We start from the raw sequence: 23,172 nt of genomic DNA, 5'->3' as shown, positions 1-23,172 counted from the left end.
AGCGGTCGGCGACGACCATCAGGGCACCAGCCCGCCGTCGATACCGATCACCTGTCCGGTGATGTAGCGAGCCTTCGCCGACACCAGGAACGACACCAACTCCGCGACCTCCATCGGCTCGCCCGCCCGCCGGAGGGTGATACGTTCCAGCAGCTTGCCTCGGGCGGTCTCGGCCACCGCCGCGGTCATATCGGTACGGATCAGGCCGGGCGCGACCGCGTTCGCGCGGACGCCGAATCGGCCGAGTTCCCTGGCAAGCGACAGGGTCAAGCCGATGATGCCTGCCTTGGACGCGGCGTAGTTGGCTTGTGTCGCATTGCCGTACACGCCCGCGACCGAGGACATGGTGACGATCGCGGCGTCGCCGTGGCGCATCAGCGGCATGGCCGCGGCCCGGCACAGCTGGTACGTGCCACCCAGATTCGTGTGCACTACGTCCGTCCAGTCCGCGTCGGTCATCCTGGCCAGCTGCCCGTCGCGCACGATGCCAGCGCAGGCGACGACCGCGGCCACCGCACCGAGCTCGTCCTCGGCGGCCGCGAGCAGCGCACGCGCCTCGCCCGGCTCCGCGATATCGGCCTTGTGCGCGAGCACCCGTGCTCCCGCCCGCTCAGCGGCCGCGACCACCGCCATGGCGGCATCCGGCCGATTTCGGTAGCAGAAGGCGATATCGAAACCATCGGCGGCGAGGCGCTCTACGACGGCTCGGCCGATGCCACGCGAGCCGCCGCTGACCACGGCCACCGGCCGCACATCGGTGCGCACGCCGGTCATCGCGGCACCGCGGATAACTTGTCCGCGACGAGGTCATAGAGGGCGCCGAGGCTGAGCACCTCGGGCAGTTCCTCCTCGCCGATCTTCACCCGGTACGTCTTCTGCACCAGCACGATCACTTCCATCGCCGACAGCGAGTCGACACCGAGATCGGCGGCGAAACCGGCTGTGTCGGTGAGCGTTTCGACCGGCAGTTCGAGCTCATCGGCGATCAAGGCGCGCAGCTCTTCCCGGTCGAGCACGCTGGTCTCGTTGTTCGACATGGGCGGATGTCCTTTCGAATATGTTTGCACGACAAGGGTTTTCAACGACCAGGCGGGCCGGTGAGGGTGGCAACGGCGAGGTTTCCGTGGCCGGCGGCGGTGACGATCAATCGCCGCGGCGGCACGGATGCTTCGGCGAGGCGGCCGACGAGCAGTCGGATCGGGGTGAGGCAGCCCGCGTCGGGGACGACGTGGGTGTTGGTCAGTAGTCCGGCCGGCACGTGGGCGGACAGCCACCGCGCGACCGCGGTGCCGACCCTGGAGTCGTCGAGCACCGCGTCCACCGCCGCCTCGGTCGCCAACGCGCCGCCGACCAGCCGTTCGAGCACCGGGGCGACGTCGGGCGCGACCGGCTCGAGGAAGGCCGAGCGGGCAGCGCAGTAGCCGTACACGGGTGCGCCCCGAGCCGCGGCTGCCGCGGCGGATTCGCAAATCAGCACCGCCGCACCGCGATCGGCCTGCCCGGCGACACGCTGCCGTGGCGCAGGCGCCTCGGTGGCACCGACCAACAGCACCGATGCCCGGCCGGCACCGAGCGCGCGCGCCGCGATCGCGAGGGCGTCGAGCCCCGCGGTGGCCGGCGAGTTCGTGGTCAGGGTGAACCCCCTGAGCCGGTGTTCGGCCGACAGCCGACCGGCGAACATGCTCATCGCCATGAAAGGCGCGCGCGCCGGCGAAAGCTCGGCCGCGGTGGTGTCGATGATGGTGCGGTCCATGGCCTCCAGCAGCTCGGCGCCCGCGTTGTTGGTGCCGATCACAACGCCGGTGCGTTCCGGGCCCGCGGCCGCCACCGCCCCGCTGTCGGCGGCGAGGGCGGCCCGCGCCGCGGCGAGCAGGTACTGACCGGCCGCGGGCACCTTCTTGTAGCCACGCCCCGGCAGCGCGGTGGCCGGATCGAACCAGTCCGCCGTTGCGCCTGGCATCGGATGTAGCGCGGTGGCCGGTCCGGTCACGCCGGGCGCAACGATGCCGAGCGCGGTAACGGCGAGGGTGGCGGTGGTCATCATGGCGCCACCCCGCGGAGCACCAACGAGGTGTTGTTTCCACCGAAGGCTGCGGTGTTGACCAGCACCGCGTCGCCAACCAACGGCACAGGGCCGGTGCTCGGCAGCCAGACATCGCAGTCGGGGTCCTGGTCGACGGGCACGTTCGCGGGCATCGTGTTGTGCCGCAACAGCAGCGCCGCGGTGAGGCAGCCGAACGCACCGGCCGCTCCCGCCGTGTGGCCGATCATCGCCTTCAACGACAGCAGCGGTAGCCGATCGGTGCGCTCACCGAACACCCGGCGCAGCGCCTGGCTCTCCACCACGTCGTTCAGCCGGGTGCCGGTGCCGTGCGGGATAACACAGGCGATCTCGTCGGCGGCGAGCCCGGCCGCCGTCAACGCCTCGGTCATCGCTCGGATCACCTGCTGCCCCGCCGGATCGGGCGCGGTCGGGTGGTAGGCGTCGCAACTCCATGCCGCCCCGGCCAATTCGGCGTATGGCCGCGCGCCGCGGCGGCGCGCGGCCTCGGTCGACTCCAGCACCACCATGGCCGCGCCGTCGCCGAACATGGTGCCTGCCCGTTGTGCGTCGAAAGGCCTGCAGCGCAGCGGATCTGCCGCGCCCATGCGGTCGAAGCCGCCCATACCGACCCTGGTGACCCCCTCGCCGCCGCCGACCAGGACCCGTTCGGCCTCGCCGGCGCGAATCATGTCCAGCGCGATGGTGAGCGCGTAGCCACTGGCCGAGCACGCGTTGCCGACGCTGACATTGTCGGCGCGCGAACCGATCGCGGCACCGACGGCGGCGGCGGTGATGGTCAGCGGGCTCCACGCCGATCCGCCGGTTCCATCCGGACCTCGGCATACCTCGTGCGCATCGGCATTGCCCATCTCGACGCCGAGTACCACCGGGAGTTCCCGGCATTGCGCGGCGGTGATTCCGGAGTCGGCCACCGCTTCCCTAGCCGCGGCGACGGCAAGCCGCGGCCCGCGACCGAGCGGCACCGCGCCCAGCCGGTCGGGTTCGACCGGCATGGCAGCCTGCGGGGTCAGATACATCCGGGTGGCGCGCATGTTCATGTGCGGCAACGGCACCTCGGACGGCGCCGCGCCACCCGCGAACAGCCCCTGCCAGTAGGCGGTCTGCCCGGTGCCGAGGCAGCAGCGCGCACCGAGTCCGGTCAGCACGACCCGGTTCGCTTCAGCACTGCGGTTCACGGTCGGATTCCTTTCCACCACAGGGCTTTTCCAGCAGCACCGCGGCCGTCGCGCCGTCCTCACCCTCGGCGTCGGGGCCGCCAGCGACGGCAAGGACACCGACATCACCGGCCGGTTGTCCGGCGAGAAACTCCGCCCCGACCGCGCACTGCAACACCCCTAGCGCCCCGGAACAACGGCCGAGTCGTGCGGTCAGATCAAGCGTCCTCGGGTACCCGAGGCCGGATCCAGCGCCGAGTCGCAGGCCGACCCTGCCGCGGGATTCGGTGCCGGGCCCGGACAACGCGGCCCGCACGGCCGATTCCGGATCGAGGGTGCGGCCGTAGCCGCGAATCGCGGCGTGCGCGACGGCGCCCCGCGCCCTGGCATGATCGGTGGATTCCACGACAAGCGCCACCGCGCCGTCGAGCCATCGGTCGGCACCGGTCTCCCGGTGCAGCTTGGCCACCGGCGCGGTATCGGGTTCGACCCCGATGACCAGGGCAACGTCCGCCCGTCCTGCCACGGTCAGCGTGCGCGCCCACGCTACCGCGTCCAGCCCGCTCGGCGTTCCGCTGCAGAGCGTGAGGTTGGGGCCGCGCAGTCCGTGCGCGATGGCCACCCAGCAGGCGGTGACGTTGCTCGACATGTGCGGCACCCTGATCGGGCTGATGTCGGCGGCGGTGCCCGAACCGATCGTGTCCACGAAGTCGCATACCGTGTCCAGATTGCCGAAGTTGCTGCTCACGATGATCGCCGCGGTATCGAGATCGGCGCCGAGCAGGCCGGCGGCGCGCAACGCTCGCTCGGCCGCACCGAGCGCAAGCCGCGAGGCCCTGTCCTTATGCCGCAACCCGCGGCCGGTGATATCGCGCTCCGGCTCGAACGCGGGACCGGTCGCCGAGCCCGGCGCGAGCAGGTCGGCGACACCCGCGAGTCCCGTGACAGCCCAACCCATTCCGGTGATCACCGCGCCGATGGTCATGCCGCCGCCACGACCGCGACGGCGTTGATACCGCCGAGCCCGATGGCATTGATCTGCGCGGTGCGCAGCGCCCCGGTGGCAGGCACCTCGCCGACCAGGCGCAGCCCGGTCGCCTCGGGCATGGGCCTGGTCAGCCCGTGGATCGGCGGCACAACGCCGTCGCGCAACGCGAGCACCGCCGTCACCAGGCTCAGCAAGCCGGAACCGCCGCAGATGTGCCCGACGCCTGCCTTGATCGAGGTGATCCATGGTCCTGGTGTCACCCCGGCGAACACCTCGCGCAAGGCTTGGGTCTCGGCAAGGTCGTTGTGGATGGTGCCGCTTCCGTGCGCGATCACGAAGTCCACCTCCGCCGCCGCTACCCCACTGCGCCGGTGCGCCTGCCGGATGGCCCTGGCCAGCGACACCGGATCCGGCACCGTGTGATGCGAAGCGTCGCAGTTCATTTCGATACCGCGCAGCACACCGTGCACCGGTCCCCGGTGCCCACCCTGTTTACGCACCACCAGTGCCACCGCGCCCTCCCCCATCACCATGCCCCGCCGGTCCGCGGCGAACGGCTGGATTTCCCGCGGTGCCGGGTATTGGACCCGGTCGAAGCCGCCGAACGCGCTTTCGGTGATGGCGTCGGTCGCGGCAACGACGACCGTGTCGGTGGTTCCGGACTCGATCAGATCGGTGGCCATTCCGAGCGCGTACAACCCCGCGGCGCACGCGCTTGCGACGGTTTCGGTGCGACGCACGCCGAGCCGCTCCCGCAGCGCCCGCGCGAAATGCAGATCGGCCGGGGCCAGCGGGATGCCGTCACGCCACCACAGCTCGCCGGAACGCGACTCGCGCAGCGTGGTGCCGACCAGCACCGGGATATCGGCGGCCCGTTCGCGCAGACCGGCCGCGTCGAGCGCGCTATCGACCGCGCGGACCAGCCATCGGGTCGCTCGAAACGGCTCGTCACGGCCGGGTTCGGCGCGGTCGTCGATCTCGTAGGCGTTGCGCATCCGGTAGTTGGTGCCGTCGAAGGCACGCAGTGGCGCGACGCCGGTGCGGCCCGCACACAGGGCGCGGTATATCTGCGACGGTGTCGAACCAAGGCTCGTCACGGCGGTCATGGCGGCGATATCCCAGCTCACACCGATTCCCGCCGATTCATCGACGGGTCACTGCGCAGCAGGAAGCGGGCCAGCTTGCCGACCGATGTCGTCGCGAGAACGTCATGCATCTCGATCCGGGACGGGCGTTTGTACGGGGCAAGGCTGAGCTTGAGCCGCGCCACGATCGCCTTGCGGACCGCCTCGGGTTCACACTCCGGCGCGGCGACGATGTGTGCGATCGCCTGTTCGAGACCGTCGTTGTCACGGCGAGCGACCACGGCGCAGTCCGCGACACCCGGCACCGCGCGGATGACCGCCTCGACCTCCTGCGGCGCCACCTTGAATCCGCCCATGCTGAGCAGATCGTCGGCTCGGCACAGGTAGTGCAGATCACCGGCGGTATCGCGATAGCCGACATCGCCGGTGTAGACACCACCGTCGGCGAAGGTCGGCGGCACCGCCCGTCGGTCCAGGTAGCCGAGCGCCACCGAACCGCCCGCCACATGCAGCCGACCCTGCCTACCGTCGGGCAGCACCGCACCCGACTCGTCGCGGATGGTGATCCGCATGCCTGGCACCGACCGGCCGAGCGAGCCGTTCGGCGCGGCCGCCGGATCGGTGGCGACCACGATGTGCAGGATCTCGGTGGCCCCGAGCCCGTTGATCAGCGGGACGCCGAAGGTCTCGATCACTCGGCGCGCCAGATCGATCGGATGATGTTCCCCCGCCGACACCGCGAGCCGAACCGAGGTCAGGTCGACGGGCTTGCCCGCAGCGGCCAGTTCGACCAGGCCCGCGTAGGCCCGTGGCACCGCGCACAGCACCGTCGGCCGATGCCGCGCCACCGCCGCGGCCACCGCGTACGGATCCGGCGGGCCGGACAGCAGCACCGCGCAGGCACCCGCGGCCAGCGGGAACAGCAGCGAATTGCCGAAGCCGTACCCGAACGAGAGCTTCGCCGTCGACAACACGACATCGTCGGGGGTGAGCCGCAGCACGCTGCCGAATCCGTCGAGCACCGCGCGGATACCGGTCAGCGCGTGCCGTACCCCACGGGGGTGGCCGGTACTGCCGGAGGTGTACTGCACGAGCAGTTCCGCGTCGGGAGCGAAATCCGCAGGGCGCGCGGACACCGGCCCCGGCGCCGGACCGAGGACGACCTCGGGAGTTTCGGGCACGCCGAGCAGCGGTACGAGCGTGCGCGCGCGCTGCTCGGCGACGTTCAACCGGACCGCCGCGACCCCGCTGTTGGCCGCGATATCGGCAATCTCGTTGTCGCGCAAGACCGGATTCACCGGAACGGGGACACAGCCGTGCCACCACAGGCCGAAGATGGTGACCATCATGGCGACCGAATCGTCGGAGACGACCAGCACCCGGCTGCCTGGCTCGACACCGGCCGCGAGCAGCGCGCCCGCGCACCGGGCGGCGGCCTGCTCCAGTTCGGCGTAGGTCAGCGTGCCGTGCTCGGTGTCGGCGCAGGCGATGCGATCCCCGCGTCCGGCGCGCACATGGCGCGACAGCAATAATTCGATCGGGTTCGACACGACGCTCATAGGTCATCCCGTAAGAGGGAGACCAGGGCGGCGAGCGAATCCGTACCCGCCACATCGTGCATGTCCAACGTCTGCCCGAACGAGCGCTCTATCCGGGCGATGAATTCGATTTTCTGCAGTGAATCCATTTCCAGGTCTGCCTGGAATGAACTGTGTGAGCCGATTTCGGTATCGTCTATATCAAGAACAACCATCAGTATATCCCGAGCCCGATCGAGCACAGCCACGTTTCCCCTGACCATATTCATGGTCTCCTTCCGCCTGCCGAGTACGGCTAGGGTTGAAAATTCCACACTTCCCCCGTCGACAACTTGCCAGAGGGCCGATCGAATTGCGCGACGTTCCCCCTTTGAGCGCAATAAATGCCGCGCGATGGAGCAACAGATGTACACCGGTCACAATCCGGGCAAATCGGGCGCGCGCGCCATCAGCGTCAGCACGTCGTAGCGGGCGACCGGCACCTGCTCCTGGTTGCACACTTCCGCATCCCAGCGCACCTCACTGTGCGTGGTATTCGGCCGCGGCGTGATCTGCGCGGCGGTCAGCCGCACGGTCAACTCGTCGCCGGGCCGGACCGGTCCGAGGAAACGCAAATTCTCCAAACCGTAATTCGCGAGGACCGGCCCCCGCTCGGTCGTGGTGACAAGACCAGCCGCCACTGACAACACCAAATAGCCGTGCGCGACTATCCCGCGAAACATCGGATTCTTACGCGCGGCGTCCTCGTCGGTGTGCAGATAATAGTGATCTCCGGTCAATTCGGCGAATTCCGCGATATCGGCTCTGGTAACCGTGCGTGGCCCGGCGGTCACGGCATCGCCGGGGCGCAGCTCGTCGGCCCACATGCGCAGCGGATGCCGGACCGGTCGCGTGCGGGCCGCACCACGCAGCCACGTGCCGGTCGCCCCGGCCAGCGTCGACGGTGCGGCGCGGATTGTGGTGACGCACAACTGCGCGTGCACTCGATCGAGGCACTCGGCCTCGCTGCGGTCGAGCGACGCGATCACCGCGGCCGGGAACGAAACGACCTCGGCGAAGGGCGCGGCGGCCGCCGCCAGTTCGCGGGCCGCCGCCGGATCGGGTGCGACGATCGCGCAGTGGGTGCGGCGCGCACCGCGGCCGAGCGCGGCGGCCAGCTCCGCCGCCGAACCGTAACCGAGTAGCACGGCCACCGGACCGCGGATGCCGAGTTCTGGTGGTGCTGCCCGCGCCGGATCAGCTTCGACCAGCACCGGGAGCAGGTAGTTGCCGCCGCTCGGCGCGAGGGCCGCATACCTGACCCTCGCGTCGATGGTCAGCTCGGCGAGTTGGGCCACCACCCGAGTCAGGTGTGCCGCGCTCGGGAGCGGACCCATGCGCGCGTCCGGGTCGCGCGGATCCCCGGCGACGACTGCGGCCAGCCGGTCCGCGAGTTCCGCACGTACCCGCGGCACCAAGACGGCTGGGACGAAGATCTGCCGCACCGCATGTGCGGGTCGACCGGTCCACCGTGTCATCGAGTCGACAACGTGGTCGGCGAACAGCTCGACGGCGGCGGTACCCGGTTCGGCCCCGGTACCGAGCACCGCGACGCCGCCGGAGCGTGCGCCGCCGGGCACCAACAGCTCACGCGGCGTCAGCAACGATTCGAGATCGTCTGTGCCGCAGCTGAATTGCAGCACGCCCTCGGGCAGCTCGGCGGTGCGCACACACTGGGTCACCGAGGCAAGCAGCGGGGCGAGCAGCGGCGCCGACCGGATCAAACACGGCCGCCCGGCCAGGAACGCGGACGCGAACCGGTCCAGGGCGGACAGGATGGGTAGTTCCGCATCGAGCAGGTGCACCGCCGCGCCGGTGCCTGGCACAGCCATTCGCCTGGCCGCCGTCGACCCGGTTCGGTCCAGGAAATCGGCTTCGCCGAGCGTTATCCGGTTACCGGCGGGCAGCGCGCGCAGCCCGAGATCGGCATAGCGGCGCAACAGACCAGTCGCGGCCTTGACCTCCAGCTCGGTCTCGTCCGGGCGCACCCCCAGCTCCAGTGCCAGCTCGGCGAACTCGGCGCCACGTCGCCGGACGACTCGGGCCAGCTCCTTGAGCATTGCCGCCCGATCATGAAAACCGGTGTCCCGCAAGGCGGATACGCCCACCTCGCGGGCGTACGCCAGGGCCGAGGCTAGCTCCGCGCCGACCGCCGATGCCGTCATGACCTGCGGAATTCGGCGTAGATCGCCGGGACGGCGGTCTCCTCGGCGACGCCGGGCAGCCGGACGACCATCGTCGACTCGGTCAGCGCCAACCTCTGCCATCCGATCGCGAAGGCGGCGGCAAGATCGGCGGGCATCAGGTGCGGCAGGTGCTCGAATGCCCGGGCGGGCAGGCCGATCTCGGCGAACCCGGCAAGCACCGCGCGGATCGCGGCCGCGCCGAGTTCGAGCATGAACACCGTCGCCCCGGCCCGACAGGCCCGATGCAGGGCGGCGGCATAACCGGCCTGCGCCGCGGGCGGGCAGACATCGAACAGGCCGCAGTCGACCACGGTGTCGAACCGATCCCGATAGTCCGGCAACCTCAGCGCGTCGCCGACCACGAACTCGGCAGGCACCCGGGCCGCCGCGGCCTTGGCACGCGCCTGCTCGATCGCGACGGCCGAGATGTCGACACCGGTGACCGGATGGCCATGCCGAGCCAGCGCCGACGCCAATTCCCCAGTGCCGCACCCGGCGTCGAGGACATCGCCGGTGATCCGGCCGGCCGCCATCAGGTCGACGAACTTCGGCTGGACGCGTCCGATATCCCAGGGTGCCCGCGCACCGATCGGCGTGCGCCCGGCATAGATGGCGTCATAGGTGAGCGCCCGCATCGAGCTCACGCGCCATTCGACAGCGCGCCCTGGCGCCATGCACTACGGAACGCCGACGGCGTGCTCGCGCAGAAGCCTTTGAAGGCGCGCAGAAAATGACTGCTGTCGCGATAGCCGACCAACGCGCCGATCTCCTGAATCGGGAGTACGGTGTCGCGCAACAAACCCTGCGCTTTCGCGATACGCAGTCCGGTCACATAATCGATGTAGCGGGTACCGGTATGCTTTTTGAAGGTTCGGGAGAAATGAAACCGGCTCATATGTGCCGCGCGGGCAGCGTCGTCCAGCGACAATGTGCAACAGGTGTAATTGTCGCGGATGTACTTCAGCGATTCCTCGATACCTACCGAGGCATGGCCGCGATCCTCCTCGACCGGCGGCGGCTCGGCGCCGGCCGTATCGAGCCGCTCGCCGAACCAGCGCAGTTCGTCGGTGAATCGCCGCACCGGTTCCGGCGGCAGTCCGTCGTGCAGGTCCGCATCGGTGAACGCGGGTGAGTACGGGATGACCACCGCGTCGAGCCCGGCCATCACCAAGCGCAGATGATCGAGCGCGCGGGTGCCGCGGGACTCGTCGATCACCACGATCCCGACCGGCTTACGGGCCAGCGAGCCGCGGCCGAGCCCGTCGAGCGCGTTGTTGATGGCGTTCGAGCAGGTGCTGTTGCGCACCTCGGCCACGAGCACGACCGACTGTGCCACGCCGACCGCGGTGCGCAGCGACGCCGCCGACGGTGTCGGCCGCACGATGGCACCGCCGGGCGCGACGTAGCGCTCCTCATGACCGATACCAACGTCGTGCGTTGCGCTGCGCAGCCAGGTCAGCACCCGGGCGACCCTGGCACTTTCCTGCGGATGGTCGCTGATCAGCACTGTTGTGGGACTACCAGCGCGCGGGCCTGGGGCGGCGATGGGCCCGATCCTGATGCTTCGAAGCTGAGTACCGCTCTCGTTCACCTACCGAGTACAACCCCTGCTCGTTGTACGGCCGCTGCAAATGTGTTGCAGCAACATATGCCGAACGCCGCAGTGCTGGTCAACGGCGGTACGGATCGGACAGCAGCGTCGGCGCGACCGACCAGCAGCGGCCGCGACCGGGGCCGTCCGCAGTGTGTTTGCATATTAATTTCATGCCGCAGTGAACAAAACCAATGCGCCTGATACCAGGGAAACGCTGAGCATTAATCGGCATTCGTTGCTGTATCCGTCGGCATCTGTTGCGCCCGCCCGTGAACCATTGCTCAGTTCCACCGATCGACCGGCAATTCGTTGACGCCATATATCGAGCTCGCAACGCTCTAACTCATATGGCTATCGAAAAGGCTGACACATGAGCATCACCGAAATTCAGGTAACCCCTAATTCCCGGCCCGCCAATTCGCCGAAACCCGATTCACCACACATGGATCCGGCAGAAGTGCTGCGCAGACAGAATCTCGTCGCGGCGTGCGTCCAGGGCAGTCAGGCGGCGTGGCGAGCGCTGATCGACGAGTATTCCCCGCTCGTCTGGTCGATCACCCGCACCTTCCGCATGGCCAATTACGACCGCGAGGACGTCTACCAGTCGACCTGGGCCAACGTGGTCACCCACCTCGGTGATCTGCAGTCGCCGGAGCGGCTGACGGCCTGGCTGGCGACGACAACGCGCAGGGAGTGCCTGAAGCAGATCAAACGCAATGCGCGTGACATCCCGATCGGCGACAGCAGCACACTGGAGACCCCCGACCATGAGGCCGAGGCCACGGTGCACCAGGTGTTCCGCCGGGTCGCCGGCGCGGAGGTGCGCGACGCGTTCCGCCGTCTGCCCGACCGGGATCAGCGACTGCTCGGACTGCTGGTCTCCGACAGCGCACCCAACTACGACTCGGTCAGTGGGCAGCTCGGCATGCCGCGCGGTTCCATCGGACCGCTGCGCGGGCGTGCGCTGGCCCGGCTGCGCGGATTGCTGCCCGAATCGGCCCTGATCTGGGTCGCCTGAGCAGGCTCCCGGTGTGCTGAACAGCCGGTTCTTCCGGAGTTCGGACCAGCGCTCCGGCCGGACCGGTTCGTCTTCGGTACCTACCGCGACAAACCAGCGGAGCGGCTCGCGGCCAGCATTTCGTGGCGTTCGACGACCTTGACCCGTTCCCGCTGCTGAGGTTCGCCGAGTGCGCGCTCATAGGCGTCGAGGCGATACCAACCAGCCCAGGTCGTGAAGGGAATCCCCTGGCCGGTCAACCACTGCGTGACGGCGTCGGGATCCGGCGCGACGGCGCGCGCGAAACCGGGCGCGTCGTCGAGCAGACAGGCAACGGTTTCGTTGGCATCGCCCTTGGTGTGGCCGATGAGACCGACCGGGCCCCGTTTGATCCACCCGGTCACATACGTGGCGGGCAGGTATCGGCCGGCCGGGTCCGTGGCGGCGGCATCGATGAGCACCCGGCCCGCCTCGTTCGGCACCGTGCCAGCGACCGGATCGAACGGCAGCTGCGGAATGTGTTGCGAGAGATAGCCTACCGCCCGGTAGACCGCCTGCATGTCCCAATCCTTCGACACACCAGTGCCTTTGACGTTCCCCGTCCCGTCCAGTTCGGTGCGTTCGGTGCGCAGGCCGACCACCCTGCCGTCCGCGCCGAGGATTTCGGTCGGCGATTCGAAGAAATGCAGGAACAGTTTGCGCGGGCGCGCGCCGACATCACGAATGGCCCACTGTTCCAACGTGTTACACACCATGTCGATCTGTTTGGAGCCGCGCCGCGCGTCCTGCGAACCCGCGTCGTAGTCGATGTCCGCCGGATCGACGATCACCTCGATGGTCGGCGAGTGGTCGAGTTCGCGCAGTTCCAGCGGGGTGAATTTGGCCTGGGCTGGTCCGCGACGGCCGAACACGTGCACTTCCATGGCCCGATTGGCCTGCAGACCGGCGTAGACGTTGGGCGGGATCTCGGTGGGCAACAGCTCCTCGCCGGTCTTGGCGAGCACCCGCGCCACATCCAGCGCGACATTGCCGACACCGAGCACGGCCACCTTCGCCGCGGTCAACGGCCAGGCACGCGGCACATCCGGGTGGCCGTCGTACCAGGACACGAAATCGGCCGCGCCGTAGGACCCGGCCAGCCCGATGCCGGGAATGGGCAGCGCGCGATCGGCATCGGCGCCGGTCGAGAAGATCACCGCGTCATAGAAACGCCGCAACGTGGTCGCATCGATGTCGGTGCCGTAGTCGATATTGCCGAGCAGCCGGACCTGTGGCTTGTCGAGCACCTTGTGCAGCGCGGTGACAATGCCTTTGATCCTCGGGTGGTCCGGCGCTACTCCGTACCGGATCAAACCGAACGGCGCGGGCATGCGCTCGATCAGGTCGATACTCACCGGCACACCGGATTTCATCAACGCGTCGGCGGCGTAGATCCCGGCCGGTCCGGCACCGACGATCCCGATCCGCAGCGGGCGTGCGTCAATCATCAAGCTGTCCTTCCGATTTCGTGGTCAGGCGCGACGCGGTACCGGGATGACGTAGCGGCCGAAGACCAGATCCCGCAGGACCTCCTCGCCGCCCTCCACGATCGACACGTAGCGAATATCGCGCAGCAGCTTCGCGATCGGCAGCTCGTTGGTGTAGCCGAGGCCGCCGAACAGCTGCGAGCCGACGCTGGCGATATCCCAGCCCGCCTGACCGCAGAACAGCTTCGCGGTGAGCGCGTTCTTCAACGTGCCGTGCTTGCCGAACACCGTCGCGGGATCCGGCCCGGTCATGATCCGGTCGTATTCGCGGGCCGCCCGCAGGCAGTGGCTGCGCATCACCTCGATCTGCATCTCCATCTGCCCGAGCGTCTGCGCGAACACCGGACTGTCCAGCAGGGTGGCGCCGCGCAACGGCTTGTGCTTGGCATAGGTCATCAGGTGGTCGCGGATGCGGCGCGAGATGCCGATCGCGGTGGCGGCGATCAGGATTCGGCTCGCGTTCAGGCCGATCTCCAGCAGCCGCAACCCCGATCCGGCCAGCCGGTTGGTGGCCGGTACGCGAACACCGGACAGCCGCACCTGGTACGTGTGTGAGGAACGTACGCCGATGACATCCCAGCGCTTGATCACCTCCACCCCCGCGGTGCCGGCGGGCACCAGCACGGCAAGGAAATCCTCCGGGTCCTCGGCGGAGCGGGCGAGCACGACGAGGAAGTCCGCGAAATCGGTATTGGTGGAGAAGAACTTCTCCCCCGTCAGCACCAGATCCGCGCCGTCGCGGACAGCGACGGTCTCGATGCGGCCCAGTTCGCTGCCCGCCTCGCGTTCACTGCCGAGGGTCGCGCAGAACGTGCCGTTGGCCGCCATCGGCGCCAGGTAGTCGCGCCGCAGTTCCGGCGAGCCGTACAGCTGCACCATGCTGGTGCCGAGGATCGAAATGAACAGCGTGAAGGCGACACCCGCGTCGCCGTAGGCGAGATCGTCGACAATGCCGACGCTGTCCTCGAGGCCGATACCGCGCCCACCCACCTCCGGTGCCAGCCACCAGTTGGCCAGCCCGGTCGCCCGAAACCGCTCGTACAGCTCCACCGGCTTGTCGGTCAACGCGTCAAGCACCGCATGATCGCCGCTGAGCTCATCTTTCACATACTGCCGAACGGCTTTCGCCTCTTCCGGCCTCAACTGTTGGGTTTCCATCGACCTCGCACCTCACTTACGGGACTTCTCTCGTCGTCACGATCACCGAGGGCGCTACGCGGATACGGGCCCGATGCCATGGCAGCGCGGCAGTATCCACATCCATGCCGGGACCAGGGCGATCCGCACACACCGGTCAGCCGCTGCGGTGTTATTCGAAACACACTGTGCGCCAACATAATTACCCTGGACCATCGACTACCCTCGGCACGTGGCGGTCGATCCGCGACCACGGCCTGTTTCCGCTGATGATTCTCGACAGGCAGCTACATCCACCATGACCCGTTCCACCGAAGGAACCAGCATGATGTTCTCCCGACAGATCCCGAATTCCGAGTTCACGTCCCGCCCATGGCGTATTCATGAAATCTTGGACGACGGTTACATTCTCGAAGATGTATGGGCGCGCCCACTCCCCGGCGGTCCCGACGACTTGGCGATCCACGTCTGGAATACGACCAAACCGGAAAGACCGATGTCGGATTTCAACCCCGTCGTTCGTTTCCTGTTCGACGTGCGGTGGCGGCTGGGCGGTTTACTCGGCTGGGATAGCGAGCGACAGCAGGTCGGGAAACGGGTGGCCTCACTGCGCGACAATCTGCCGGAAGACTTGCGCGCCGTGCGCGGGCCGGATATGCATATAACACCATTCAAGTCGGTGTATCTGACTCATGACGAATGGACAGCGGAATTCTCCGGCGCCATGGGACACATTGTGATGCACCACGGATGGGTGCGGGACGAGACCGGCACGTACTACCCCCAGATGGCGGCACTGGTGAAACCGCATGGCCTCTTCGGAAAGGTCTACATGTACGGCATCGCCCCGCTCCGGCGATTTGTCGTGTATCCGTTGATGTTCCGTACGGAGAGCCGACAGTGGCCGAGCGTCCGGCAGGAGTGGGCCCGCCGGCAGCCGGATACCCAGTAGGGCTCCGCCGCAACAGGATCCGGCCATCACCCGGGCGGACTGTATCCGTTGCGATGTCCGCGAGATCTGTCGTGCGTTACCACTCGCACGGCAGCTAGGACAACGTGAACCAGCCCACAGACCTCGCACTCGCCTTGAACCCGTTCGACCAAGGCTTCAAGGCCGACCCGTATCCGGTGTACGCGGAGCTGCGTGCCAGGCTCCCGATCCACCGCTCACCCCTTGGTGCCTGGATCGTCGCCGATTACTCGACCTGCGACCACATCTTGCGCAGCCGCAGTTTCGGCAAGGACTTCGCCAACTCGACGTTCTTCGATCAACTCACCGCGCTCATGGGCGACGATATGCCCCCGTTCCTTGGGTTGGGCATCGATGGTGACGCACGGCCGTTCATGTTGACCGACCCACCGGAGCACACGCGCCTTCGCGGCCTCGTCGCCAACGCCTTTACCCGGAGCACGGCAGGGACAATGGGCCCCCTTGTTGCCGCGGCGGCCGAGCGTGCCGCCGAAAAAGCCAGGACCGCAGACGATTTCGTCAGCGAGGTGGCCGAGCCATTTCCCATCGAGGTACTCGCCGAGGTACTCGGCGTTCCGGCCGCCGACAAAGCGAAGTTCACCCGCTGGTCCCACTTGGTGGCCGGAGTGCTCGACATCAACTTCTCGATTCCCAAGGAGGTCGCCCAACAGCGGCAGGCCGCCATCGACGAGTCGCTCGAGTACTTCCGTGACATGGCCCGGACGCGCACGACGGGAAACGGATTGATCAACAGCCTGGCCGACGTGAGCGACACCTCGGGCAGCCTCAGCCTCGACGAGGTCGCGGCGACCTGCCTGCTGATCACGGTCGCTGGACAGGAAACCACCTCGAACACGCTTGGCAACATGATGATCTGCTTCGCGCGTCATCCCGACCAGTATCAGCTGCTGCGCGGCAATCGGTCGCTGCTCGAACCAGCGGTGGCCGAAGTGCTGCGTTACGAGCCGCCGGCACACGAGGCCGGGCGAATCGCGTTGTCGGACATCGAGATCGGCGGTCAGGCAATCAGCAAGGGTGATGCCGTCATGGTCCTGCTCGCCTCGGCGAACCGGGAAGCCGTCGACGACGGTGATGCCTTCCTTGTCGATCGGGCAGAGGTGAAATCGCTGTCCTACGGCCTGGGGATCCACCACTGCCTCGGCTCCGCACTGGCCAATTCCATGCTCACCGCGTTCTTGTCGAAGACCCTCGATCGGTTCGCCTCGGTATCGGTCGACGAACCGATCGCTTACAAGCCTGGCATGGGGCTGCGCGGCCCAGAGAGACTAACCACGGCCTTCACCACGGCAGGTGACTGATGGCCGATTTCGCGCGACGGGTTGGTCAGCTCCTTCGGGTCGGGTCCCCGCGTTTCACCGCGTTGTATTGCACGGGATTTCTGGCCGGGACCACACTGGCCGACGGGATATCGGTCCGGCTGCTTGCCGCGTGGCTCGGGTACTGGTTGCTGTTCTGTGTCGCGGTGGAATGGCTCAACCGGTTGGTCGACCTGCCCGCCGATCGGGTCAATCAACCGCAACGTACTCGAATGGCGTTGTCGTTCGGGGTACGCACACTGCGCCCGCTCATCGTGGCGATCTGGCTCGCGGTGGCGGTGTGGTCGATGGCATTGGTGTGCACGCTGCACTCGCCCCCTCGACAGGTGACGGCGGCGGTGGTGCTCTCGATCAACATTGCCATCGGAATCGGCTATTCGATCGGACGTTTCGCCAAGCGACGGCCGAAACTCGCGCTGCTGCTGCTCAGCGCCACCACGGTGCTGCCGATGGTCACCGGGGTCGTCGCCGGCGCCGACATACCGACCGGGCGCGAGCTGGTGGTCCTGGTCGCCGGTGCACTGTTGCTCGGCACCTCGTCGCTGGCCATCGCCGGTGCCAAAGACCTCACCGATATCGTTGGCGACCGGCTGATCGGATACCAGTCGCCGTGGGTGAAGATCATCGGATCCGGGCCGGGTCGCAACGCCGTCGCGCTGCTTGCGGTGCAGATCATCGCGGCGATAGTCATTGCGGTAGCTGGTAATTCGGCCTTCGCGGTGGTAGCCCTTGCGGTTGTGCCGCTGGAATTGGCGGTCGTCGTGCTCGCCACCCGGGGCCGCTCGATGGCCGACTTCGTCGCGATCCGCGAGTTCATGTATCTGGTGACCATGAGCAACGTCGCGCTGACCGGCATCGCCGTCGTCGGCGAGGTGGATTATCTGGCGATGGTCGCCGCATGCCTGCTCGCCTGGACCGTGTTGTCACGGTACGCGCACTGGCATCGGCAGTTCTCTTGGACTGTGCTGCAACATATTTCGACCCTGGCGCGTCGCGTGCCGACGAGTGTGCTCGCGACGAGTACCGCCCGATTATAGGAGTTGGACCAATGCCAATAGATGACGAACTGCGCGCGGCCGTGGCCAAGGCGAGCGGCCTGCAAGCCAATGACGTCGACGACCAAGACACCTTGGACGATCACCTCGGCATCTCCTCGCTTGACCTGATCGAGATATACGGATACTTCGAGGAGAAATACGACATAGTCATCACTGATCAAGAGGCAGAACCGATTACGACGCTCGGCCAGATGCGCTCACTGATCGAATCGAAGGTGGACGCGAAGGTTATCCATCGATGACCGGAAACGCATTGATCACCTACGCGCAGACCCGCACTGCCGCGGCGCCGAACCTGGCGACGCTCTGGGCGAATCTGATCTCGCTGACGGTACCGACCGCCGCGTCCATTCCTGGCGTCGGGACAGACGCGGACTATCGCGCATTCACTTTGTCCGATCCGGGAACCGACCGTGCCGACCCGCGCTATCGCGACATCTGGCGGGCGGCGCTCGCCCCGGTGCTGTCGCGCATCGCGGAGGTCAACGGTGATCCCCGACGCGCACGGCCCATTGTGCTTGTCGCCACCGTCATGGGCTCACGCCCCGAGTACGACCGACAGGCACCCGCGCACGGGATCAAGAACGCACTGGCCGACGACGTCGCCGCGGTATCGGAGTTGCTCGGCCATCAGGCGGACGTGCTCGGGATCGGCTCCGGATGCGCGGCGGGCACCACCGCGGTCGGCATCGCCCGAAGCCTGATCACCACGGGGCGTGCCGATTTCGTGGTCTGCCTCGGCGCGGAAATGGTGTCGCTCGAGGTGCTCACCTTGTTCACCGCGCTCGGCGGGCTCGCCCGCGAGGGTGTGCTGCGCCCCTTCGACGAACATCGCACCGGAATGGTGCCGGGGGAAGGATGGGGTGTGCTGATTCTGGAGTCCGAGCGGTGGGCCGACCGGCCGTTGGGGGCCGTGCTCGGCTACGGCGAGGCGTCGGATGGTTACGACATCGTCGCGCCGTCACCGGACGGTGTCGGCCTGTCGGCGGCGATCGGCCAGGCGCTGGCCGAGTCGGGCCGCGGGGTGGCTGACATCGGCTGGATCTGCGCGCACGGCACCGGTACCCGAGCCAACGACGCGCTGGAGGCGCAGATCTACGACGGGCTGTTCCGCCGGCGCGAGCAGCAGCTGCCCTGTGTATCGATCAAGGGCGCGACCGGACATTGTCAGGGCGCGGCCGGCGTCATCGAAGCAGCGGTCGCGTGCACATCCCTGGCCGAGGCCATGGTGCCGCCGAATGCCGCGGCGCTGACCGTCGATCCGATCGTCGCGGCCCTCGAGCGCGTCCAAGTGCCGCTGACACCAAGCACTCTCGCGCCATCGGCCGCGGTGTTGTCGACATCGTTCGGCTTCGGCGGATCGGTGTCGGCGATCGTGATCGGACAGCCGTGACAATCACCGATATCGAGACGCTGCTGCCGTTCGGCCGCACCCGATCCTGGATCGTCCGCGAAGGCGGGCCGGATGTCACCGAGGCCGAAGTCTGTCTGCTTGCCGTCACCGATCTGCTGGCCGACCTGGATACGCGCGCCGCACGGGTCGGAGTCCTCTGGTCGTCGTCGAGTTCGGGCAGTGACGCCTACGCGCGAGTGCTCGAACGGCTCGGACATCCACGCAAGCGGGTGATCGCCGCGGCCGGGCCACTCAGCGGTGCCAATGCCGATGCGGCCCTGATCAGTACGCGATTCGCGTTCACCGGCCCGTCGGTGTCGGTGTTCGGACCGTGGACCGAACACCACGATTGGCTCGCACACCACTACGTGGACAGCGGTCGAGCCGACGTGATGGTGGTCGGATTCTGTGTCGCGCGGGACGACCGTGTCGTCGCGGGCGTCACCGGTGTCGTGGGACATGGACGCGAAGGAGTGGCCGGTGATTGATCTCGCCGAGCGGCTATGGGGTGTACGCGCAACGGCATTGGCTCCTGCCGACCTGCTCTACATCGACGAGCAGGGCCGGCGAATCACCGTGGGGCACTTCGCCGAACAGGCCGAAGTATGGTGCCGTGACCTTGCTTGCGCCGGGGTCGGCCCCGGCGAGCTGGTGGTATGCGCCGCACAGACATCGCCGAATTGGCTTGCGGCGCTTGCCGGCCTCTGGACGCTCGGCGCGGTGCCCATCATCGGGCGGTCCTCGACGCCGCGGTCGATCCTCGACAGCACCGCTCGAAGAGTCGGTGCGTCACATGTCTTGACGGTGACCGCAACGGGATTCGCCGCCGATGCGGTCGATCGGACCGGGCCGCGTCCCGAGCTCGGCACCGGACCCGGACGACTTCTGTTCGGACAGATGACGTCCGGCAGCAGCGGCGAGCCGAAGTTGGTCGGCCACAACCGTTCCGGCGTTGCCGCATTCGCCACAAGCGTGTCGGTGCTCTATCAGGCCACCCCGGATAGTCGCATCCTGACTTCCGCGGACATCAGCTTCGGATACGGGTTCGGCAACACCGTGCTGATTCCGATGCTGACCGGCGCCGCCGGGGTGTTGTGGTCCGACCCGGCGAAGATCGAGGCGCTGATGGCGACGATCGAACGGGAATCGGTCACTATCGCGGCGCTGTCGCCCAGAGTGTGGGCCGGAATCGCGCGCCGCCTGCGTACCACCGACGGCGCCGGACCATTGCGGACGATCGCATCGGCGGTGTCGGCGGGCGAACCGCTGTCCGACGAGTTGCGCGGGCGGCTCGAAGAACACTTGCCGCTGCCGATGATCGACGGCTACGGGGCTACCGAGGTACTGCACATCGTGGCGGCACGGCGGTCGGCTGCCGCAGGTTTCACCCCGCTGACCGGCAGCACACTCGGGACCGCGACGGTCGCGGCCGATACTGTGCTGACCATCACGGGCCCGATGGTCTCGCGACTGTATCTGCATGCCGGTCCCGACGATCTGTTGACATTGACCGGCGACACCTTTGTCACCGGCGACGCGGTGCGGGTCGATGATGACCGCCTGACCATCGTTGGTCGCGCCGACTTCCTGATCAATCGTGGAGGGATCCTGTTCTCACCGGTAGAGCTGGAGACGATGGCGCGCGAGATTCTCGGCGTGGAATCCGTTGCCGCGCACGTCGAGGTGCGCGGTGCGCGAGCGGCCAAACTCGTTCTCGGCGTTGCGGATCGGGATTCCACACAGACGCCGGTCCAGCTGGGCAAGCAGCTGCGCCGCGGGCTGGTCGACGCGGCACGGCACCATCTCGTGCCGGATATAGTCGCGCCGCTCGCCGCACTGCCGCTGACCGACACCGGCAAGCTCGACCGTCGCGCCGCGGCGGGCATGCTTGCCCGTCGGGTCGGGTCGACGGTGCGCTGGCGAGACCTGTCCGCGGCGCCGGGCCCTGCCATCGTGCTGCTGCCGTGCGCCGGTGCCAGCGCGGATTTCTACCGCGATGTCGCTGCCACGGCGAGCTGTGCGGTGTCGGCGATCGAGTTCGATCTGACCGCGGTGGCCGATATCGACGAGCTGGTCGACACGATCGGCGCGTATCTCCTCGCCGAAACCGCGCCGGGAGACCGCATCATCGGACACAGCCTCGGCGCGACAATCCTTGCCGCGGTGGCGGCACACCGGCCCGATGCCGTACTCGACCGGATGACCATCGCGTTCTGTCCGCCACCACTGGACCCAACGACCGAGGAATTCGCCGCCCTCACGCTGGAGACCGACCGGATGCTCGCGCTGCGGTTCGCCGGCCAGCCGAGCGCCCTGGCTCGCGCGCGTCGCCGGGTCGAGACCGACCTGTCGGCGGCCGGCGCCTGGCTCGATCGGCTCGGCAAGCACCTCGCCACCTTCCGCGCCGATGTCGAGGTGTCGGTTGGCGACGACCCACTCAACCGGGGCGCGGAGCCGATAACCATGTGTCACAACCATATTCGGATTCCGACAGGTGGCCACTACCTACTGCTCACCGATCCGAAGCAGGCATTAGACCGCATCACCGCACGCACACCAACACCGGACATCGAGGAGATCGCGTGACCCCATCACCATCATCGACGCGGGCGAGCATGGCGGGACCCGAAGGACCAAAGAGCATCCTGCCGGTGGGTCTCGGCATCGGCATCGCCACCTTCTTCCTGATTCTGGACCTGACCGCGATCAACGTCGCCTTCGAGCCGTTCCAGCGCGATCTGGACGCGACCTTCGTTGGCATGCAATGGATCCTGGACGCCTACGCGACAAGCATGGCCGCCATCCTGCTGCTCAGCGGGGTGTGCGCCGACCGGTTCGGACCCCGCGCGGTGATGTACACCGGCGCCGGAATATTCGCCGCCGCTTCGATTTTGGCCGCCGTGTCACCCTCGGTGGGCGTGCTCATCCTGGCCAGGTCGATCCAGGGTGTCGGAGCGGCCGCGCTGTTGGCGTCGGTGCCCGTGCTCATCGTGCACAACTTTCCGAAGGAGCGCCGACTCGTCGGATTCGGCATCTTCGGTGGCGCGTCGGGCGTCGCGCTGGCGGGCGGGCCGCTGATCGGCGGGGCCCTGATGACCATCGGCTGGCAGTGGATCTTCTTGGTCAACCTCCCCGCCATGCTGTGCGTGGTCGTCGCCCTCTACTGGTGCCGCAGCATCGGCCAGCCCGGACAGGCATTGGCCGGTCGCGTCGTGTCCGCCCTGGTACTCGGAACTTCGCTGTTCGCACTGGTTTTCGCGCTCACCCACGCCTACGACATGGGATTGGGCGACGCACGCATCGTGTCGGCCCTGGTGGGGACCGTTGCCGCGGGCGCGGTGTTCGTGGCCCTGCAGCGCTACCCCGCATTCGAACTGATCGATCTCGCCCTGTTCCGCAATCGCACGTTCGTCGGCATCAACGTGATCACCCTCCTGGTGTACATGGCCGTGTTCCCCCTGCTGCTCATCTCGGTGCTGTATTTCGAGATCGTCAACGACCTGAGCCCGGTACAGACCGGGCTGCGGCTGATGGTTCTGACGGTCGCGCTGTTCGTCGGCAGCGCGGCGGCCATGCCGATCCAGGGCGTGATCGGCCGGACCCATGCGATCACCGTGTCGCTGGTGGCGCTGACCCTCGGACTGGCATTGCTCGCGCTGCTGAATACCGGAAGCTCGTGGACGATTCTGATCCCGGGGTTCATCGTCGCGGGTCTCGGGTTGGGCATCTTCAGCCCGCTGCGCGCCGAAGGCACCGCGGCACTGGTGCCAGAGGAGACCACCGGTATGGCCTCCGGCACCGGAAACAGCCTGCAGGAACTCGGTGTCGCCGCGGGCGTTGCCTTCTCGGGTTCGCTGTTCTTCCAGACCATGCGGGACCGGCTCGGCGTCGGATTCGACGAGCTGCGCGAACGTTCCGTCAACGCGGGGCCCGTTCCGCAATCGGCGGTCACGCAGCTCACTGACGCCTTCGTGACCGCATGGGATCGCGTGGTGATATTCGGCGCGGCCACGATCGCGGTCGCCCTCGTCGTATGGCTGGCCACGGGCCGCGAGAAGATGTTCCGCTATGAACCGTGAGGTCATAGCGGGCGTAAAGGGAGTAT

At 67.7% G+C, this 23,172-nt stretch carries 22 protein-coding genes; 9 read left to right on the top strand and 13 right to left on the bottom strand.

The features are described 5' to 3' along the window. Positions 1–18: 18 nt before the first annotated feature. The 11 genes from fabG to OG203_RS43350 form a co-directional block, all read right to left on the bottom strand. Positions 19–774, bottom strand: coding sequence for a 3-oxoacyl-ACP reductase FabG (gene fabG, locus OG203_RS43400; protein WP_405163012.1), 756 nt, complete (start codon positions 772–774; stop codon positions 19–21). After that, a complete protein-coding gene (locus OG203_RS43395) occupies positions 771–1,037 on the bottom strand; it encodes an acyl carrier protein (RefSeq protein ID WP_405163011.1) in 267 nt (88 codons plus the stop codon). Before OG203_RS43395 ends, fabG begins: the two co-directional genes overlap by 4 nt. A gap of 41 nt (positions 1,038–1,078) precedes the next feature. Continuing rightward, complete coding sequence (locus tag OG203_RS43390) at positions 1,079–2,044, bottom strand: beta-ketoacyl synthase N-terminal-like domain-containing protein (protein ID WP_405163010.1); 966 nt, start codon at positions 2,042–2,044, stop codon at positions 1,079–1,081. Then, positions 2,041–3,240 carry a beta-ketoacyl-[acyl-carrier-protein] synthase family protein gene (locus tag OG203_RS43385; RefSeq protein ID WP_405163009.1) on the bottom strand — a complete coding sequence of 400 codons (1,200 nt, stop codon included), beginning with the start codon at positions 3,238–3,240 and terminating at the stop codon, positions 2,041–2,043. Before OG203_RS43385 ends, OG203_RS43390 begins: the two co-directional genes overlap by 4 nt. After that, on the bottom strand, positions 3,224–4,204 hold the full coding sequence (locus tag OG203_RS43380; protein WP_405163008.1) for a beta-ketoacyl synthase N-terminal-like domain-containing protein: 981 nt from the start codon (positions 4,202–4,204) through the stop codon (positions 3,224–3,226). Before OG203_RS43380 ends, OG203_RS43385 begins: the two co-directional genes overlap by 17 nt. Next, positions 4,201–5,334, bottom strand: a complete 1,134-nt coding sequence (locus OG203_RS43375; protein ID WP_405163007.1) for a beta-ketoacyl synthase N-terminal-like domain-containing protein — start codon at positions 5,332–5,334, stop codon at positions 4,201–4,203. The genes OG203_RS43380 and OG203_RS43375 overlap by 4 nt, the downstream gene beginning before the upstream one ends. Beyond that, on the bottom strand, positions 5,331–6,851 hold the full coding sequence (locus OG203_RS43370) for an AMP-binding protein (RefSeq protein ID WP_405163006.1): 1,521 nt from the start codon (positions 6,849–6,851) through the stop codon (positions 5,331–5,333). Before OG203_RS43370 ends, OG203_RS43375 begins: the two co-directional genes overlap by 4 nt. Further along, positions 6,848–7,078 carry an acyl carrier protein gene (locus OG203_RS43365; RefSeq protein ID WP_405163005.1) on the bottom strand — a complete coding sequence of 77 codons (231 nt, stop codon included), beginning with the start codon at positions 7,076–7,078 and terminating at the stop codon, positions 6,848–6,850. Before OG203_RS43365 ends, OG203_RS43370 begins: the two co-directional genes overlap by 4 nt. Positions 7,079–7,246: 168 nt before the next feature. Continuing rightward, on the bottom strand, positions 7,247–9,034 hold the full coding sequence (locus OG203_RS43360) for an aldehyde dehydrogenase family protein (RefSeq protein ID WP_405163004.1): 1,788 nt from the start codon (positions 9,032–9,034) through the stop codon (positions 7,247–7,249). Beyond that, entirely contained in the window at positions 9,031–9,690 is a 660-nt protein-coding gene (locus OG203_RS43355) for a class I SAM-dependent methyltransferase (protein ID WP_405168184.1), read from the bottom strand. Before OG203_RS43355 ends, OG203_RS43360 begins: the two co-directional genes overlap by 4 nt. 5 nt (positions 9,691–9,695) lie before the next feature. Continuing rightward, positions 9,696–10,562: a helix-turn-helix domain-containing protein gene (locus tag OG203_RS43350; RefSeq protein ID WP_405163003.1), complete on the bottom strand. Its 867-nt coding sequence runs from the start codon at positions 10,560–10,562 to the stop codon at positions 9,696–9,698. Positions 10,563–11,019: 457 nt separating this feature from the next. Between OG203_RS43350 and OG203_RS43345 the strand changes: the two genes are divergently transcribed. Beyond that, the gene (locus OG203_RS43345; protein WP_405163002.1) at positions 11,020–11,667 is read left to right on the top strand and encodes an RNA polymerase sigma factor; all 648 of its coding nucleotides are present in this window, start codon (positions 11,020–11,022) and stop codon (positions 11,665–11,667) included. Between the two features lie 80 nt (positions 11,668–11,747). Here OG203_RS43345 and OG203_RS43340 read toward each other — a convergent pair whose 3' ends face one another. Next, positions 11,748–13,133 carry an FAD-dependent oxidoreductase gene (locus OG203_RS43340; RefSeq protein WP_405163001.1) on the bottom strand — a complete coding sequence of 462 codons (1,386 nt, stop codon included), beginning with the start codon at positions 13,131–13,133 and terminating at the stop codon, positions 11,748–11,750. A gap of 24 nt (positions 13,134–13,157) precedes the next feature. Continuing rightward, positions 13,158–14,330, bottom strand: a complete 1,173-nt coding sequence (locus OG203_RS43335) for an acyl-CoA dehydrogenase family protein (RefSeq protein ID WP_405163000.1) — start codon at positions 14,328–14,330, stop codon at positions 13,158–13,160. 211 nt (positions 14,331–14,541) lie between these two features. Here OG203_RS43335 and OG203_RS43330 point away from each other — a divergent pair, with 211 nt between their 5' ends. From OG203_RS43330 to OG203_RS43295, 8 genes are all read left to right on the top strand, one after another. Then, positions 14,542–15,261 carry a DUF2867 domain-containing protein gene (locus OG203_RS43330; protein WP_405162999.1) on the top strand — a complete coding sequence of 240 codons (720 nt, stop codon included), beginning with the start codon at positions 14,542–14,544 and terminating at the stop codon, positions 15,259–15,261. A gap of 104 nt (positions 15,262–15,365) precedes the next feature. Beyond that, positions 15,366–16,598 carry a cytochrome P450 gene (locus OG203_RS43325; RefSeq protein ID WP_405162998.1) on the top strand — a complete coding sequence of 411 codons (1,233 nt, stop codon included), beginning with the start codon at positions 15,366–15,368 and terminating at the stop codon, positions 16,596–16,598. After that, the gene (locus tag OG203_RS43320) at positions 16,598–17,653 is read left to right on the top strand and encodes a UbiA family prenyltransferase (protein ID WP_405162997.1); all 1,056 of its coding nucleotides are present in this window, start codon (positions 16,598–16,600) and stop codon (positions 17,651–17,653) included. The genes OG203_RS43325 and OG203_RS43320 overlap by 1 nt, the downstream gene beginning before the upstream one ends. A gap of 11 nt (positions 17,654–17,664) precedes the next feature. Then, positions 17,665–17,916: a phosphopantetheine-binding protein gene (locus OG203_RS43315; protein ID WP_405162996.1), complete on the top strand. Its 252-nt coding sequence runs from the start codon at positions 17,665–17,667 to the stop codon at positions 17,914–17,916. Further along, positions 17,913–19,067, top strand: coding sequence for a beta-ketoacyl synthase N-terminal-like domain-containing protein (locus tag OG203_RS43310; protein ID WP_405162995.1), 1,155 nt, complete (start codon positions 17,913–17,915; stop codon positions 19,065–19,067). Before OG203_RS43315 ends, OG203_RS43310 begins: the two co-directional genes overlap by 4 nt. Continuing rightward, positions 19,064–19,555 carry a hypothetical protein gene (locus OG203_RS43305; RefSeq protein WP_405162994.1) on the top strand — a complete coding sequence of 164 codons (492 nt, stop codon included), beginning with the start codon at positions 19,064–19,066 and terminating at the stop codon, positions 19,553–19,555. The genes OG203_RS43310 and OG203_RS43305 overlap by 4 nt, the downstream gene beginning before the upstream one ends. Continuing rightward, positions 19,548–21,653, top strand: coding sequence for an AMP-binding protein (locus OG203_RS43300; RefSeq protein ID WP_405162993.1), 2,106 nt, complete (start codon positions 19,548–19,550; stop codon positions 21,651–21,653). Before OG203_RS43305 ends, OG203_RS43300 begins: the two co-directional genes overlap by 8 nt. Then, on the top strand, positions 21,650–23,146 hold the full coding sequence (locus tag OG203_RS43295; RefSeq protein WP_405162992.1) for an MFS transporter: 1,497 nt from the start codon (positions 21,650–21,652) through the stop codon (positions 23,144–23,146). Before OG203_RS43300 ends, OG203_RS43295 begins: the two co-directional genes overlap by 4 nt. The last annotated feature ends 26 nt before the right edge of the window (positions 23,147–23,172 follow it).

The sequence above is a fragment of the Nocardia sp. NBC_01499 genome (assembly GCF_045040275.1).
Taxonomy (GTDB): Bacteria; Actinomycetota; Actinomycetes; order Mycobacteriales; family Mycobacteriaceae; genus Nocardia.
Note: the sequence above shows the minus strand (reverse complement) of the source record. Positions and strands in the feature narration are given on the sequence as shown.